Source organism: Corallococcus sp. EGB (assembly GCF_019968905.1).
Classification (GTDB): Bacteria; Myxococcota; Myxococcia; order Myxococcales; family Myxococcaceae; genus Corallococcus.
The window spans coordinates 9,150,683-9,165,877 of the sequence record NZ_CP079946.1 but is presented as its reverse complement, the minus strand read 5'-3'; the positions used below and the strand labels follow the sequence as shown (position 1 = coordinate 9,165,877).

The following is a 15,195-nucleotide window of genomic DNA, read 5'->3' as shown; positions in this document are numbered from 1 at the left end:
CGTCAGGCGGTGTCCGGCGGCCCGTGCCGCACCAGCTCCTCCACGGCGCCGCGCACGCGCGCCTCGTCGAAGGGCTTCTCCAGCAGCGGGTTGGGGATGCGCTCCAGGAACTCGCGGGCCCCCGCGGTGAAGGCGCCGCCGGACACGAAGACGAAGCGGCGCTCCAGGCCCGGGTATTCGCGCCGCACGGCCTCGTACACGTCGCGGCCCGCGAGGTCCGGCATCATCACGTCGCACAGCACCGCGTCGAAGCCCGGCGCCCGGGCCATGCGCTCCAGCGCCTGCCGGCCGCTGGTGGCCACCTCCACGTCGTGGCCGCGCAACAGCCGCTGCAGCACGCGTCCCACCGCGGGCTCGTCGTCCACCACCAGCACGCGGCCTCGCGGTGCCACGGGCGCGACGGGCGCGGGGGCCTCGGGCGGGCGGAGGAGGGGCTCGGGCGGGGGGCCAGGCAGCAGCACCCGGAACGTGCTGCCCCGGCCCAGGGTGCTCTCCACCTGGATGTCGCCGCCCAGCCCCGTGATGATGCCGTGGCAGATGGACAGCCCCAGGCCGGTGCCCACGCCCACGGGCTTGGTGGTGAAGAACGGATCGAAGATGCGCCCCATCATCTCCGGCGCGATGCCGCAGCCCGTGTCGCGCACCTCCACCACCACCTGTCCGCCGGACGCGCGCGTGACGAGCACCACCTCGTGCTCGTGCGCGGAGCCCTCCGGAATGGCCTGCGCCGCGTTCACCACCAGGTTGAGGAACACCTGGCAGAGGCGGCCCTCGTTGGCCATCACCTGCGGCACCTGGCCGTAGTCCCGCCGCAGCCGCGCGCGGTGGCGGATCTCGTTGGCGGCCATCATCACCACCGAGTCCAGCACCGCGTGCACGTCCACCGGCGTCATGCGCTCTTCATCCGGCCGCGAGAACGTCTTCAACTGGCGGACGATCTGGCGCACGCGCTCCGCGCCCTCGCACGCCTCGCCCAGCACCTCCTGCCACTCCGCCACGTCCGGCGGGCGCAGGCCGCGCACGCCGGAGCCGGAGCTGGGGGACAGGTGGTGGCGGAACTCGTCGGACAGGAAGGCCAGGTTGGAGAGGACGAAGGCCAGCGGGTTGTTGATCTCGTGCGCGATGCCCGCCGCGAGCGTGCCCACCGACGCCAGCCGGTCCGCCAGCGTCAGCCGCGCCTGCAACTGGCGCTGCTCCGTCACGTCGCGCGCGATGGACACCACCGCGGGCTGCCCGTCGAAGCGCAGGGGCAGCGACGCCAGCTCCACCACGCGCGTGCGCCCGTCGCGCAGCACCAGCCGCCGCTCGCTGGTGAGCGGCGTGCTGTCCCCGGACGCCACGCCCGTGCCCGGCACGTCCGCCAGGAACTCCGACAGCCGGCGGCCCACCAGCTCCTCCGCGCGCGCGAAGCCCAGCGTGGTGACGAGCACCGCGTTGGCGTAGACGATGTGGCCGTCGCGCTCGATGGCCGCGGGGTCGGGGAAGCCCTCCATCAGCGCGCGCAGGCTGGCCTCGGAGCGCTTCAGCGCCTCCTCCACCTGCCGCCGCTCGGTGATGTCGCGCGCCAGCCCCTCCACCGCCACCGCGCGGCCCGCCGAGTCCATCACCGGCGCCACCACGTGCTCCATCCACAGGAGGCTGCCGTCGGGGCGCAGGAAGCGCAGCTCCATCGGCGCGCCGGCCACGGACTGGGGCGACTCCAGCAGCCGCTCCAGCGAGGCCCGGTCATCCGGGTGCACCTGCCGGTACCACAGCTCCGGATCCGCGTAGTGCGCCTCCGGCCCCAGCCCCAGCTTCGCGTGCGCCACGCGGCTGACGTACGCGAAGCCGCGCGGCGCCTCCCGCCGGTAGAGGTACAGCACGTCCGACGCGTTCTCCGCGAGCTGGCGGAAGCGGTGCTCGTGCTCGCGCAGCGCCCGCTCGGACGCGCGGCGCTCCAGCGCCACGGAGATGGCGCCGCTGGCCGCGGACAACAGGTCCACCTCCAGCCGGTCCCACTCGCGCGCCTCGTAGCAGTTGTCGAAGCCCACGAACCCCACCAGCCGCCCCTGCACGCGCAGGGGCAGCACCAGCAGCGACAGGATGCCCTGCGGCTCCAGCAGGTCCCGCTCGGCGGAGGGGAAGGTGGCCACGCGGCCGGTGATGACCTCGCCGCGCTCCAGCACCGACGCCCAGCGCCCCAGGATGGGCTGCACGGGCAGGTCCTGGAGGAGCGGGTTGTCGATCTCCGCGGGCACGCCGGGCGCGCACCACTCGGCGCGCTGGCTGCAGAGCAGGACTCCCTTCGCGTCGGTGTAGATTTCGAAGACGTAGACGCGGCTGGCGCCGGAGGCCTGCCCCAGCGGCGCGAGCGCGGGGCCGTACAGGTCGCCGCCCTCCTGCACCGACAGCAGGCGCTGCTGCATGTCCACCAGGGCGGTGAGGTAGCGCTCGCGCCGCGCGAGCGCGTCACTCGTGCGCTTGCGCTCGGTGATGTCGTTGAGCGTGCCCGCCATGCCCAGCAGCGAGCCATCCTCGTCGACGGTCACCCGCACGAAGATCTCCACCCAGCGGAAGCCGCCATCGCGCGTGAGGTAGCGCACCTCGTGTTGGACGGAGTCGCGCTCGCGCGTGAACAGCGAATGACAGACGTCCAGCACGCGCGCCCGGTCGTCCGGGTGCACGAAGTCCATGGTGTTGCGCCCCAGGCTCTCCTCCACGGGAAAGCCCGTCACCTCCGTCCACGCGGGATTGAGGAACACCCACCGGCGCTCCGTGTCCGTCTGGAACACGACCTCCTGGAGCGTGTCGATGACCTGACGGAAGCGGCGCTCGGTGGGGGTGGTGCCTTCAGGCCGGGGGAACGGCATCTGCATTCAGGTGACTCGCGGTGGAAGAACTTGGCCGTGCGGGCGGAACGGCCGGGACGCGGACGTGGACAGGCGAACGATTGAGGATCGCCGCCATGCAGGCAAGGGGGCCCGCGGGAAGAGCGTGGAGGCGGAGAGCATTCCCTGTCCTTGAGGATGCGGTGGGCTTCGGGTCCTGTCTTCCTTTCATCCCGGGAGGCGGAGATGACACCATGATGCGTGCGCAAAGCCCTGGCATGTCCGGCATCACCTCTCCTGCCTTGGAGGCCCGCGTGACGGATGGGGATGACCCACCCCTGCCGACGCGCGTCATGGACGCGGAAGGCATGATGCTCGTCGAGTCCACGGGCCGTGTGACTGTTTTCAACGCGCAAGCCGCGGCGCACTTCGGCATCCCCGTTCCCCTGCGCATCGAGCACGCTCGGCTGCCTGGGTGCGAATGGGTGCGTGATGACGGCACACCGCTGCCGCCGCGCGAGTCCCCGCTGGGGCGGGCGCTGGCGGGCGAGCCGGTGGAGGCCTCCGTGTGGCACGTGCTCCGCCCGGATGGGACGCGCGTCGCGCTGCGCTGCACGGCGGCGCCGGTGCGGGCCAGGGACGGGCAGGTGGCGGCGGCGCTCCTGCGCACGCACGCGGTGGAGCCGCTGCCGGCGCCGGCGCTGGATGCGTCGCGCCTCCTGGCGGAGGCCGGAGCGCTGCTGAGCACGTCGGTGGACGCGGAGGCGCAGCTGGAGCCGCTGCTCGAGCTGCTGGTGCCCGCCTTGGGCGAGGCGGCCCTGCTCATCCTCCGGACGCCGGGCACCCTGGGCGAAGAGGTCCTGCGCGTGGCGGCGTCACTGCACGCGGACGCGCGGCGGCACGAGCTCCTGCGCGACCTGCTCACGCGCTACCCACCGGATTCGTCCATGCCGGGCGGGGTGCCCCCGGCGCTCGTGTCCGGAAGGGTGGGGCGCCTGCCCATCCTGACCGAGGAGCACGTGGCGGCCATCGCGCGCGACGCCGAGCACGCGCGGCTGTTGCGCGAGCTGGGGCCGCACGGCTGCCTGAGCGTGCCGCTGGGCGCGCGAGGCGGCATGCTGGGCGCGTTGGTGGTGCTGCGCTCCAACGTGCTGCGCGCCTTTGGTCCGGACGAGGAGCGCTTCCTCACGGAGCTGGCCCACCGCACCGCGCTCTACCTGGAGAACGCGAGGCTGTACCGCGAGGCGCGCGAGGCGGTGCGCCAGCGCGACGAGTTCCTGGGCATCGCGAGCCACGAGCTGAAGACGCCGCTCACGCCGCTGAGCCTCAAGGTGCAGCTGCTGCAGAAGCAGGTGGTGTCGCTCGCGCGCGAGGGCAAGGACGTGCCCACCGAGCGCGTCGCGGAGGCGCTGGACGTGGTGCAGCGCCAGGTGCGCCGGCTGTCGGGGCTGGTGGACAACCTGCTGGACGTGTCGCGCATCACCGCGGGCCGGCTGCGGCTGGAGCTGGAGGAGCTGGACCTGGCGAGCGTGGCCGCCGAAATCCTCTACCGCTTCTCCGCCGCGGCGGCGCAGGCCGGCACGGAGCTGGGCCTGGAGGCGCCGGTGCCGGTGGTGGGCCGGTGGGACCGGCTGCGGCTGGAGCAGGTGGTGACGAACCTGGTGTCCAACGCGCTCAAGTACGGCGCGGGCCGCCCCGTCGTCGTGGGCGTGGAGGCGCACGGCCCGCTGGCGCGGCTCACCGTGAAGGACCACGGCATCGGCATCGCGCCGGGCGACCTGTCGCGCATCTTCGAGCGCTTCGAGCGCGCGGTGAGCGACCGGCACTACGGCGGCCTGGGCCTGGGGCTCTACATCACGCGCCAGATTGTCGAGGCGTTCGGCGGCACGGTGAGCGCCGTCAGCGTGCCCGGCGAGGGCGCCACGTTCATCCTGGAGCTGCCCCGCGGAGACATCCCGGAGGAGTGGCTCACCGCGCACGCGGCGCCGGGCCCCCTCCAGGATGCGTAGGCCCGGAGCGGCTCAGGCCACTTCCAGCACCGTCCACTCGCGCACCTCCCCCGCGAGCGTCACCTCCACGGTGTCGCCGGCCTTCTTGCCCAGCAGCGCGCGGCCCACGGGCGAGTTGGGCGTGATGACGGAGAGGAAGCCGTCACCGCCGGGGCCGGTGAGCTCGGTGCCCGCGCCGGCGGGGAGCACGAAGAAGGTGCGCTCGGCGAAGCCCTCCTCGTCCTCGGTGCTGACGTCCACCAGGGCGCCCAGGCCCACGGGCCCCTGGCGCGGGAAGCGCGGCAGCTCCTTCTGGCCAAAGGCGTTGAGCGCCTGGAGCTCCTCCTGGAGGCGGCGGGCGCGGTGGGCCTGCCCGGTGGCGAGGCTGCCGTACTCGATGGCGGCGCGGCCGTCTTCCTTCTTCTCGGACTCGGTGGCCAGGCTGCGGGCGGCCTCGCGAGCGTCGGCCTCCGCGCGGTGGGCCAGCCGGTCGCTCTGCTGGAGTCGCTCGGCCAGTTGGTGGAGCAGGGTGAGCTTGTCGAGTCGCATGGGTATCGATACAGGACTGTAGCGCCCGGCGCGACGGCCTCCAGTTTTCAGCCCGGGACGGCCCCGGGCTGGGGTTGAATGAAGACCATGACGCCTCAGGAACGCTCTCAGAAGGCCCACGAACTCGTCGCCCAGGGCGCGGTGCTGCTGGATGTGCGCACCCCGGAGGAGTTCCAGCAGGGACACCCGGAAGCCGCCCGCAACATCCCCGTGCAGGTGCTGGCCCAGCGCCTCTCCGAGGTCGGCCCGGTGGGCACGCCCGTGGTGGTGTACTGCGCCGCGGGAGGCCGCAGCGCGGTGGCCGCGGAGCTTTTGCGCAAGGGCGGCTTCCCGGACGTGTTCGACCTGGGCTCCGTGAAGAACTGGTAGGCGCGCGCCCGGGCGCATGCAGACCCGCACCGCTGGATTCCTCCTCGTCGCCCTGTCCGGCGCCTCGTTTGGCGCGCTGGGCCTGTTCGCGCGCCTGGCCTACGCGGCGGGCACGGACATGCCCACGCTGCTCTTCCTGCGCTTCTCGCTGGCCGGGCTGGTGCTCACGGGCGTGATGGTCGCGAAGGGCGGCACCTGGCCTCGGGGCCGCCTCCTGGGCGGCCTGATGCTGCTGGGCGCGGTGGGCTACTTCACCGAGGGCAGCGTCTACTTCATCGCGCTCCAGCACGCGTCCGCCGGGCTGGTGGCGCTGCTGCTCTACCTCTTCCCCGCGCTGGTGGCCGTCATCCAGGTGGCCCTGGGCCGCGAGCACCTGAGCCGCCCGCGCTGGCTCGCGGTGGCCCTGGCCCTGTGCGGCACGGCGCTGACGGTGGACCCGGGGCCGGACGCGGAGCCGCTGGGCATTGGCCTGGGCGTGCTGTCGGCGGTCATCTACGCGCTCTACGTCCTGTCCAGCGCGAGGGTGGCGGGGCCGGCCGGGCCGCTCGCGGCGAGCACCGTCGTCCCGCTGTCCGCGGGGCTCGCCTTCGGGACGCTGATGCTGGTGAAGGGCCCGTCCTTTCCCCAGACGTTGGGCGGCTGGGGCGCGGTGGTGGGCCTGGCGTTGCTGTCCACGGTGGTGGCCATGCTCACGTTCTTCGCGGGCCTCAAGCGCATTGGCCCGGTGAACACGTCGCTGCTCTCCACGCTGGAGCCGGTGATGGCGGTGGTGCTGGGCGCCATCTTCCTCGGCGAGCGCCTGTCGCTCCGGCAGGGCCTGGGCGGCCTGCTCATCCTGGTGGCGGTGGTGGTGCTGGCCCGGAGCGACTCACGCCGCCCGGAGGCCGGGGCGGCCGGAGCCTGAAGCGCGCGCAGGGACTACAGGCGCTCGAGGAACTGCTGCACATCGCTCATGAAGCGGCGCGGGCGCTCGGCGTGCGGCGCGTGGCCGGTCTCCGGATAGAGCAGGTACTTCGCGCCGGGGATGGCGCGGGCCAGCGCGCGCTGCTGTTCCACGGAGAAGAAGCCGTCATGGTCCCCGCCGATGATCAGCGTGGGCACGCGGACGCGGCCCAGGCGCGCGGAGTGGTCCTCCGCGATGAGTCCGTCCAGCGTGTCCTGCCACACGCGCGCGGGCAGCTTGGAGCTCTCCGACACGAGCGTGTCCAGATACGACGCGGGCACGGGCGCGTAGAAGGTGCCGGCCTGGAACTCGTGGATGAAGGCGGGGTCCACGGGGTCCGTCTGCAGGTCGACGACCTCCTTGAGGCCCAGGGCCACTTCATTGCCGGCCACGGTGGGCGCGGAGCCCACGAGCACCAGCCCCTTCACGCGGCTGGGGAAGTCCAGCGCCACCTGCTGCGCGATGAAGCTGCCCATGGAGTGGCCCATCAGCACGGCGCGCGACACGCGCTTCGCGTCGAGGAACGCCACCACGTCCTTCGCGAACGCCTGCTGCGTGTAGCAACACGCCGGGCGGGACGAGTCCCCGTGGCCACGCTGGTCCAGCGCGTACACGTGGAAGTCGCGCGAGAAGCGGGGCAGGTCCAGGTCCCAGGTGTGATGCGAGTCCGTATAGCCGTGCAGCAGGACGACGACGGGCCCGTCCTGGCGGCCCTGCTCCACGTAGCGGAGCGTGACGCCGGTGGACAGCCGCACGGAGCCCTCGCGCGGCGTAGTGCCACCGGCGCGGTCGGCGTCCGCCAGCGCGGCCGGAGCACTCACGAGGTCGGGCGAGGACCCCGACGTGATGTCGGATCCACAGCCGGCGAACAGCAGCACTGCGACGAGGGGACGAAGGGCTCTCAGCATGGGTCAGGGCCTCACGGGATGGGGCGCGGCGGGTCGGTCCGCCGCGCGAGGAATGCCATCCTAGGGAGACCTCTGACATCCTGTTTGTGAATCCATCCTGAAAGGTCGGAAGCGACCCTCGGGACGGAGCTGACCCGCCCCGTCCGGGGAAGCGGCTCTCAGGGCCGCCGGGCGAAGATGAGCTCACCCACGCCGCCCAGGCGCTGCTCGCGCTTGAGGATGTGGAAGCCGGCGCTCTCCACCAGGCGGAAGGTGTCGCGGTTGAGGCGGCAGCCGCCGGACAGCCGCCGCCACGCGGGCGTCAGCAGGTCCTGCGCGGTGGCCACGGTCCGGTTCGGCGCTCGCACGTGCTCCAGCAGGCGCAGCTCCCCGCCCGGCCTCAGGACGCGCATCACCTCCGCCAGCGCCGTGGCCGGCGCGTCCACGCAGCAGAACACCAGGCTGGACACCACCGCGTCGAACGAGCCGTCCGTGAACGGCAGCGCCTGCGCGTCCGCCTGGAGCAGCGCCACGCCGCCGCGCCGCGTCCGCGCCCGCACCAGCGCGCCCAGGTCCACGTCCACCGCCGTCACCGACGACACCGTGTCCGGGTAGCCGGGCAGCGCCAGGCCCGTGCCCGCGCCCACCTCCAGCACCTTGCCGGAGAGCCCCTCCACCAGCTGCCGCCGGGCGGCGTTCAGCCCCACCCAGCCCAGCGGCGCCATCAGTGCGTCGTACGCCAGTGCCCTCACGTGTGAACCCCCCTGGAGCGAAACGTGGACGCTGCTACCGCGCCGTCTCCACCCGGCCCTGCGGCGCGGGCGGCTTCTGGGAGGACGTGCTCGGCGCCTGCTTGCGCAAGAGGCCCCACAGTCCGTACACCACCAGCAGCAGGCTGCCGTACTGCGCCGGCGTCAGGCCGAAGTAGCGCGCGTCCACGTAGGACAGGTCCGTGGCCCGCAGGAAGTCCAGGCTGAAGCGGCACGCCGCGTACAGCAGCGCCAGCAGCGGCAAGAGCCGCCCCTTCATCTTCGGCAGGTCCCGCACCGCGTACAGCAGGCCGGTGATCGCGAAGAGCACGATGGCGTCGTAGAAGCCCAGGTCGTGCCGGTTGCCGTTGGGGAACTGCACCGCCAGGAAGAAGTCCGTCAGCTTTCCCGGATGGTCGTGCACCGCGAAGCACCCCAGCCGCGCCACCGCCCAGCCCGGCGCCACGCCCAGCGCGAAGCTGTCCGCGTAGTCCCGGAAGCGCAGCTTCTTCAGCCGGAAGAACACCACCGCCGCCAGGATGCCGCCCAGCAGGCCTCCGAAGGACGACAGGCCGTCCCAGAACTTGACGATCTGGTACGGGCTCTTGGACAGCTCCTCCGGGTGGTAGAAGAACAGGTGCACCCAGTGGCCGAAGAGCATGCCGGCCGCCACCCCCCACATCGCGAAGTCCGCCAGCGGGTTCGGATCCAGGCCCTCGCGCTCCGCCTGCTTCGTCAGCAGCCGGGCGGCCAGCAGGATGCCGGCCGCCACGAAGACGTTGAAGGGGTTCAGCTCCAGGGGCCCCAGCTTGAACGAGGGGGCGTGCCAATAGGGAATCAAGGGGGCTCCAGAAAGGCCAGCGTCCCGCGCGGACTGACTCCGGGCGGATGGAACACGAACAATCGGCGCATCCCGGGCTTCCCTCCACCACTTTTTCACCCCCTCGCATGCCGGGCTCGCAAGCCCCGCCCGGACGCCCTCTCGCGCCCCCGCCCCTCCTGCCTGCCCCATCCCCACATCCGCTGGCCGACAGAACCCGTGTGCGCCCCGTGCCACTGCCCTCGTCCCGCGGAGGGAATCCGTTGTGTTTCCGGAGGTTCGGGGAAGCCAAGCGAGGACCGAGACACCAGACAATGGGTGTCTATTACGGGAATCCCGTGATTTTTTGTCAGGGGGCCGGGGTCAAATCCCCCGGATGAAGCCCCCGGTCGGGGGGAGAGGGGAGGGCAGACGATGAGACGGCTCCGGGCGACGCCCGTGGGCCCGACCCACCGGATCCGAAGGGCTTGTCAGGGTCCCCAGGTGGGCGCGGTCGTAGCGCGGGTGCTCTCCCTTCGGGCCCGGCGCGGATTGAGCGGTTCAAGGAGCACAGCCATGAAGTCGTTCCTGTTGGTCCCCAAGGAGTCCATCGAGACGCAGGCCCGGCCCGGAGTGCGTGGCACGGCGCAGGGCGAGCGCGTCCTCAGCCGCAGCACCGCGCTGCGCTTCAGCGCGGCCCAGAAGGCGCCGGAGGCCCTCACCGCGCTCGGCCTGCGGTCCGCCACGCTGCCCGGCATGAAGCCCGCGGTCAGCGGCCAGGAGCCGCGCGCCCGCAGGAGCGGCCGGGGCAAGAAGGCCGCGAAACAGGCCGCCGCCACCCCGATGCCCGGCGCGCCCGTGTCCGAGCCCACCGGCGCGGAGGCCGGCAGCTACCGGTTCATGCCGCTCATCGGCGCCACCATGGCGCACTTCTACTCCCCGGACGCGGAGAAGGCGGCCCGGGGTGAGCTGGCCGGGGATTTCGAGTTCATCCCGGACGTGGTGCCCCTGTCCTTCCCCGGTCCGGTGTCCGCCGGACAGACGGGGCCGCGCAACCGCGGCATGAGCTCGCTCGCGCAGCGCGAGTGGCCGGACGAGTCCGGCGTCCCCCTGGCGCACGCCCAGGGCATCCGGGGCGCCGGCGTGATGCTGGGCATCCTGGACACCGGCGTGGACGCGGACCACCCCGAGCACGCGAGCAAGACCATCCAGTTCCGCTACGTCTCGCTCTTCCCCAACTCGCCGCACAACCCGGCGCGGGACGTGCGCGGCTTCGACCCGGACGGCCACGGCACCCACGTGTGCGGCATCGCCGCGGGCGTGCACCACGGCGTCGCGCCGGAGGTGGACCTCTACGCCGCGTCCGTCATCGAGTCGGAGACCATCCGCACCAGCCTGGGCCGCGTGGCCGCCGGCATGGAGTGGCTGCTGCACCAGTTCAGCCGTCCGGAGAACGCGTCGCGTCCCGCCGTCGTCAACCTGTCGCTGGGCTTCCCGCTGCAGCCGCCCCCGGGCATCTCCGAGGCGGACTACCTGCTCAACCAGCGCGCCCTGCAGGCCATGTTGCGTCGGCTGTTGGACAGCAACATCCTGCCCATTGTCGCGGCGGGTAACAGTGGACCCAATACGGTTGGTTACCCAGCGGCCTTTCCCGAGGCCCTGGCTGTGGGGGCAGTCGACTTCGAGCGCAACGTGGCCACCTTCTCCGCCAGTGGCGCCGTGGGGCGGCGCGTCGTCCCTGACGTCATGGGCTACGGGGTGAATGTGTATTCGTCTACTGAACGCCGCTGCAACAATCAGGCGTTCTATGAACGAATGAGTGGCACGAGCATGGCGGCGCCCTATGTCGCAGGCATCGCTGCGTTGTATCGTTGTCGTGCCCCTGACTTGACGGCATTGGAAGTGAGGGATTTGATTCTGGCCAATGCCATCAAGCTTCCTCGCTCGGCGGACCACCGGACGGGGAAGGGCCTGGCTGTTTTCAGGTGACTGGGGAGTTGCCGGGGCCGGTGCCACGTGAGCACCGGACCTGGGGGAGGATGTGAGCCATGCGCAGGAAGAGCGGCGTACCGGGCGGACCTCAAGAGATATCGGCCCGGATGTCCTCCGTCGCCGCCGTGCGTCCGCTGCCGGGCAGCGGAGGCGCGGTGCGCGCGTTGCCGGGCGCGGGTGGCCAGGAGCGTGACGCGCAGCCGGGCGGCGACATCGACGTCACGGTGATGCCGCGGGAGTCGGCCGCGCCCAGGAGCGCGGCCCCATCCTCACGGGCACCCATGCGTTCGCGTGCGGAGATCTACAAGGAAGGCCAGGCGGAGAACGCCCGCTTCCGCGAGAGCTTCCTGCGTTGGTTGGAGGCACACCAGCTGGTGGGCTCCGTGCGCGCCATGAGCGAGCCGGGCGGTTCCCTGCCCATGCTCCACCTCAGGTGCGCTCCGCGCGTGCTGGACCAGTTGCGCCGCGCGCCGGAGTTCGAGGCGGGCACCATGATGCCGCTCGAACAGCTGTACTAGGTCCGCTGCACCGCGATTGCCTCCCGTCACAAGCCCCGCACCCGTTCGGCGCGGCCGGCATGCTCCCGTCAGCCTCCCGGGCCCCGCTCCCCGTTGAACGGAAGGCGGCCCTCCTGCGGTCTAAAAAAACCGCCTCTCGAAGGACAGCGCCCACGTCGGGAGCGCTCGCGCTGTCGCACCGGAAGACGCTTGCTTGCCGGAGTTTCTCCTGTGGAACCGACGGCGGAGCGGCTTCTTCCTGATTAGCATAGAAAATCAGGATTGTGGTCAGCTAATGCCATTGAACGGGGGGCCAATGCATTGTCTGTGATTGGACACCTCAATCCATCCGGCAGGCATCCTCGAAGGACAGACGCGGGTTGCGCGGGAGGAGCCTGGCCGTGTCGCCGTAACCCAGGTTGAGGAGGAGGTTCGACTTCCAGCCGGTGCCCTGGAGGAAGGCCTCGTCCACCCTGGCCTTGTCGAAGCCGCCCATGGGGCCGCAGTCGAGCCCCAGCGCGCGCGCCGCCAGGATGACGTAGCCCGCCTGCAGGGTGCCGTTCATGAACGCGGACTGCTCGCGCGCCTCCGGCGTCATGGCCGAGAAGACGCTCTTCAGGTCCCGCGAGGGGAACAGCCTGGGCATCTGCTCGTGGAAGGCGGTGTCATACGCCACGATGACCGTCACCGGCGCCTGCATCGTCTTGTCCACGTTGCCCGGGGACAGCGCGGGCTTGAGCCGCTCCTTGGCCTCGCGGCTCTTCACGAACACCAGGCGCAGCGGCTGGCTGTTCAGCGCGGTGGGGGCCATGCGCGCCAGCTCATAGACCTGGCGCAGCGTCTCGTCCTTCACCGGCCGGTCCTGCCACGCCGGGTACGTGCGGGCCTCGGTGAAGAGCTGCTCCAGCGCGTCCGTCCCCAGGGCCGTGTTCTGTGTCGCCATGCGTGCCGTCCTTCCGTTGCGAACACCCCATGGCTATCCGCGTCACTTTTATTTCGCAAGTTGCTTCCAAAAAGTAAGTGAGTGCGGATGGGAGGGGGCGGGCGCTATACTCGGAGTGGAGGCGACCTCGCGATGCATGACGACCTGCGCCCGCTGTGCGCCCGGTTCCTGACGGCGGCCGAGCTGTTGGGCCGGCGCTGGACGGGCATCATCCTGCGCATCCTGATGGACGGGCCGTGCCGCTTCGGGGAGCTGACGGAGCGCATCGGCACCATCAGCGAGCGCGTCCTGTCGGAGCGGCTCAAGGAGCTGGAGGCGGAGGGCATCATCGAGCGCCACGTCGACCCGGGCCCGCCCATCCGCTCCGAGTACCGCCTGACGGAGAAGGGGCAGGCGTTCTGGAAGGTCATCGACGAGCTGGGCCGGTGGGCGGAGCGCTGGGTGGACGTGAAGCCCGCGGCGCCCAAGGCCGCGGGCGTGAAGTCCACGCGGGCCGCGCCCCGGAAGCGCAAGAGCGCCTGAGGTCCGGGGCGCGGGTGGAGCGGCCTAGAAGTTGTGGCCGCCGTCCACGTCGATGGTGCGGCCGTTGAAGTAGTCGCACTCCACGATGAACTTCACGGCCTGCCAGATGTCCTCCGGCTCGCCGATGCGGCCCACCGGGATGGCGGCCACCAGCGCGTCGCGGGCCTTCTGGTTCATGCCCTGCGTCATGGGCGTTTCAATCATGCCCGGGGCGATGGCGCCCACGCGGATGCCGAACGGCGCGAACTCGCGCGACCAGGTGACGGTGTTGGCGGCGAGCGCGGCCTTGGCGGACACGTAGTTGGACTGGCCGCGGTTGCCGTGCCGCGCGATGGACGACATGTTCACGATGACGCCGGGGCGCTGGTCCGTCTCCACCATCTTGGTGACGACCTCGCGCACCATCAGCGTGGCGCCGGTGAGGTTCACGCCGATGACGGCGTTCCAATCCGCCGTGGACAGCTTCTTCACCTGGCCGGTGGTGCGGTCCTTCTTCACGAGCAGCGCGTCGCGCAGGATGCCCGCGTTGTTGATGAGGCCGTTGAGGCCGCCCATGGCGCCGTGCGCCCACTGCACGAAGTCCGTGACGTCCTGCTCGTTGGACACGTCCAGCTTGCGGCGGTGGATGCCCGCCGGCAGCGCCGCGAGCTTCTCCTCGTTGACGTCGCCAACGGCCACCTGGCCGCCCGCCTCGTGGATGCGCTGGGCGAAGTGCGCGCCCATGCCCTGCGCGCCGCCGGTGACGATGATCTTCAGGTCCTTCAGCTGCATGTGCCTCTCCTGGGCGTCTGGAAAAAACGCGCGCAAGGGTACGCACACCGCACGGGCGCTGGCCAGCGCCGCGGAGGCTGAAACCTGAATCAAGCTTCAACTTCTCATGAGGCCTCCGCCCCCGACGCGGTGCGTTGGGGGCGGGGCGCTGGGCGCTACAGCGCGTCGGCGATGACGGAGCCCAGCCGCTTCATGCCCTCGACGATGAGCTCGGGCGGGCGGTTGGAGTAGTTCAGGCGCATGAACTGGGGCTTCTGGTCGTTGGCGAAGAAGGGCGCGCCGGGGACGAAGGCGACCTTCTGTTCGACGGCGCGGGGCAGGAGCGCGGCCGCGTCCAGGCCCTGGGGCAGCTCCACCCAGAGGAACATGCCGCCGTCCGGACGGGTCCACTGGGTGCCCTGGGGCATGTGGGCCTTCAGCGCGTCCAGCATCGCGTTGGCGCGCTGGGCGTAGATGGGCATCAGCGCCTGGATGTGGCCCGCGTAGTCGAAGGTCTCCAGGAGCCGCGCGGTGGCGCGCTGGGCGAGCGTGGCGGTGTGCAGGTCCGTGGCCTGCTTGGCGATGGTCAGCGGCTTGAGCAGCGCCTTGGGGCCGGTGATCCACCCCAGGCGCAGGCCGGGGGCCAGCGTCTTGGAGAAGGTGGACAGCGACAGCACCACGCCCTGGTCATCCAGCGCCGCCAGCGACGGCAGGTGCACGCCCTTGAAGCGCAGCTCGCCGTACGGGTCGTCCTCCAGGATGAGGAAGTTGTGCTGCTGGGCCAGGCGCACCAGCGCCTTGCGGCGCTCCAGCGACAGGGTGGTGCCCTTGGGGTTCTGGAAGTTGGGGATGACGTAGAGCAGCTTCGGCTGGCGCTTCTTCAAGAGCTCCGCCAGGTCATCCGTGTCCATGCCCGCGTCGTCGCTGCGCACGGTGGCGAACTCCACCTCGTAGCCGCCGAAGGTCTGCAGCGCCGCCAGGTAGCTGGGGTCCTCCACCACGACGAGGTCGCCGGGGTCGAGCACCACCTTGCCCACCAGGTCCAGGCCCTGCTGCGAGCCGCTGGTGATGAGCACCTGGTCCGCGTGGACGCGCTGGCCCTTGCGGGTCAGGTGCCCGGCGATCCACTCGCGCAAGGGGGCGAAGCCCTCCGTGGTGCTGTACTGGAGCGCGGAGCGCCCGTCCGCGTCACTGGCGAAGGTCTCCGCGAACGCCTTGGCGATGGCGTCCTTCGGGAAGAGCTCCGGGGCGGGCAGGCCGCCAGCGAAGGAGAGGATGTCCGGGCGCTCGGCGATCTTGAGGATTTCGCGCACCGCGGACGTCTTCATCCGGGACATGCGCTTGGACAGCCGGTAGGCCGTAGGAGGGGGCAGGGGGGCACTCATCGCGTCCGCGCTCAT

The 15,195-nt window shown here is 71.4% G+C and carries 14 protein-coding genes; 6 read left to right on the top strand and 8 right to left on the bottom strand.

Features of this window, described 5'->3' with window-relative positions:
• Positions 1-2 precede the first annotated feature (2 nt).
• The gene (locus tag KYK13_RS37540; protein ID WP_223639999.1) at positions 3-2,855 is read right to left on the bottom strand and encodes a PAS domain S-box protein; all 2,853 of its coding nucleotides are present in this window, start codon (positions 2,853-2,855) and stop codon (positions 3-5) included.
• A gap of 206 nt (positions 2,856-3,061) precedes the next feature.
• On the opposite strand from KYK13_RS37540, the gene KYK13_RS37535 reads away from it, so the two are divergent.
• Positions 3,062-4,816, top strand: coding sequence for a HAMP domain-containing sensor histidine kinase (locus KYK13_RS37535; protein ID WP_223639997.1), 1,755 nt, complete (start codon positions 3,062-3,064; stop codon positions 4,814-4,816).
• 12 nt (positions 4,817-4,828) lie between these two features.
• Here KYK13_RS37535 and KYK13_RS37530 read toward each other — a convergent pair whose 3' ends face one another.
• A complete protein-coding gene (locus KYK13_RS37530) occupies positions 4,829-5,344 on the bottom strand; it encodes a GreA/GreB family elongation factor (protein WP_223639995.1) in 516 nt (171 codons plus the stop codon).
• A gap of 87 nt (positions 5,345-5,431) precedes the next feature.
• Between KYK13_RS37530 and KYK13_RS37525 the strand changes: the two genes are divergently transcribed.
• Both KYK13_RS37525 and KYK13_RS37520 read left to right on the top strand, forming a co-directional pair.
• Positions 5,432-5,713: a rhodanese-like domain-containing protein gene (locus KYK13_RS37525; protein ID WP_223639993.1), complete on the top strand. Its 282-nt coding sequence runs from the start codon at positions 5,432-5,434 to the stop codon at positions 5,711-5,713.
• A 16-nt stretch (positions 5,714-5,729) separates the two neighbouring features.
• The gene (locus tag KYK13_RS37520; RefSeq protein ID WP_223639991.1) at positions 5,730-6,617 is read left to right on the top strand and encodes a DMT family transporter; all 888 of its coding nucleotides are present in this window, start codon (positions 5,730-5,732) and stop codon (positions 6,615-6,617) included.
• A gap of 14 nt (positions 6,618-6,631) precedes the next feature.
• Here KYK13_RS37520 and KYK13_RS37515 read toward each other — a convergent pair whose 3' ends face one another.
• From KYK13_RS37515 to KYK13_RS37505, 3 genes are all read right to left on the bottom strand, one after another.
• Positions 6,632-7,564, bottom strand: coding sequence for an alpha/beta fold hydrolase (locus tag KYK13_RS37515; protein ID WP_223639989.1), 933 nt, complete (start codon positions 7,562-7,564; stop codon positions 6,632-6,634).
• Positions 7,565-7,722: 158 nt separating this feature from the next.
• A complete protein-coding gene (locus KYK13_RS37510; protein WP_223639986.1) occupies positions 7,723-8,295 on the bottom strand; it encodes a class I SAM-dependent methyltransferase in 573 nt (190 codons plus the stop codon).
• Between the two features lie 34 nt (positions 8,296-8,329).
• On the bottom strand, positions 8,330-9,133 hold the full coding sequence (locus tag KYK13_RS37505) for a prolipoprotein diacylglyceryl transferase (protein WP_223639983.1): 804 nt from the start codon (positions 9,131-9,133) through the stop codon (positions 8,330-8,332).
• Between the two features lie 534 nt (positions 9,134-9,667).
• Between KYK13_RS37505 and KYK13_RS37500 the strand changes: the two genes are divergently transcribed.
• Together KYK13_RS37500 and KYK13_RS37495 are read left to right on the top strand one after the other, a co-directional pair.
• Entirely contained in the window at positions 9,668-11,080 is a 1,413-nt protein-coding gene (locus KYK13_RS37500; RefSeq protein WP_223639980.1) for a S8 family serine peptidase, read from the top strand.
• Between the two features lie 110 nt (positions 11,081-11,190).
• Entirely contained in the window at positions 11,191-11,601 is a 411-nt protein-coding gene (locus tag KYK13_RS37495) for a hypothetical protein (protein ID WP_223639977.1), read from the top strand.
• A gap of 319 nt (positions 11,602-11,920) precedes the next feature.
• On the opposite strand, the gene KYK13_RS37490 is transcribed toward KYK13_RS37495, so the two are convergent.
• On the bottom strand, positions 11,921-12,523 hold the full coding sequence (locus KYK13_RS37490; protein WP_223639974.1) for a malonic semialdehyde reductase: 603 nt from the start codon (positions 12,521-12,523) through the stop codon (positions 11,921-11,923).
• A gap of 132 nt (positions 12,524-12,655) precedes the next feature.
• Here KYK13_RS37490 and KYK13_RS37485 point away from each other — a divergent pair, with 132 nt between their 5' ends.
• The gene (locus tag KYK13_RS37485) at positions 12,656-13,045 is read left to right on the top strand and encodes a helix-turn-helix domain-containing protein (protein WP_223639971.1); all 390 of its coding nucleotides are present in this window, start codon (positions 12,656-12,658) and stop codon (positions 13,043-13,045) included.
• Between the two features lie 24 nt (positions 13,046-13,069).
• Here the strand turns inward: KYK13_RS37485 and KYK13_RS37480 are convergent, their stop codons facing one another.
• Both KYK13_RS37480 and KYK13_RS37475 read right to left on the bottom strand, forming a co-directional pair.
• Complete coding sequence (locus tag KYK13_RS37480) at positions 13,070-13,816, bottom strand: SDR family oxidoreductase (RefSeq protein WP_223639968.1); 747 nt, start codon at positions 13,814-13,816, stop codon at positions 13,070-13,072.
• Between the two features lie 155 nt (positions 13,817-13,971).
• Positions 13,972-15,195 (bottom strand): PLP-dependent aminotransferase family protein, encoded by a 1,224-nt coding sequence (locus tag KYK13_RS37475; protein ID WP_223639965.1) that lies wholly within the window; start codon positions 15,193-15,195, stop codon positions 13,972-13,974.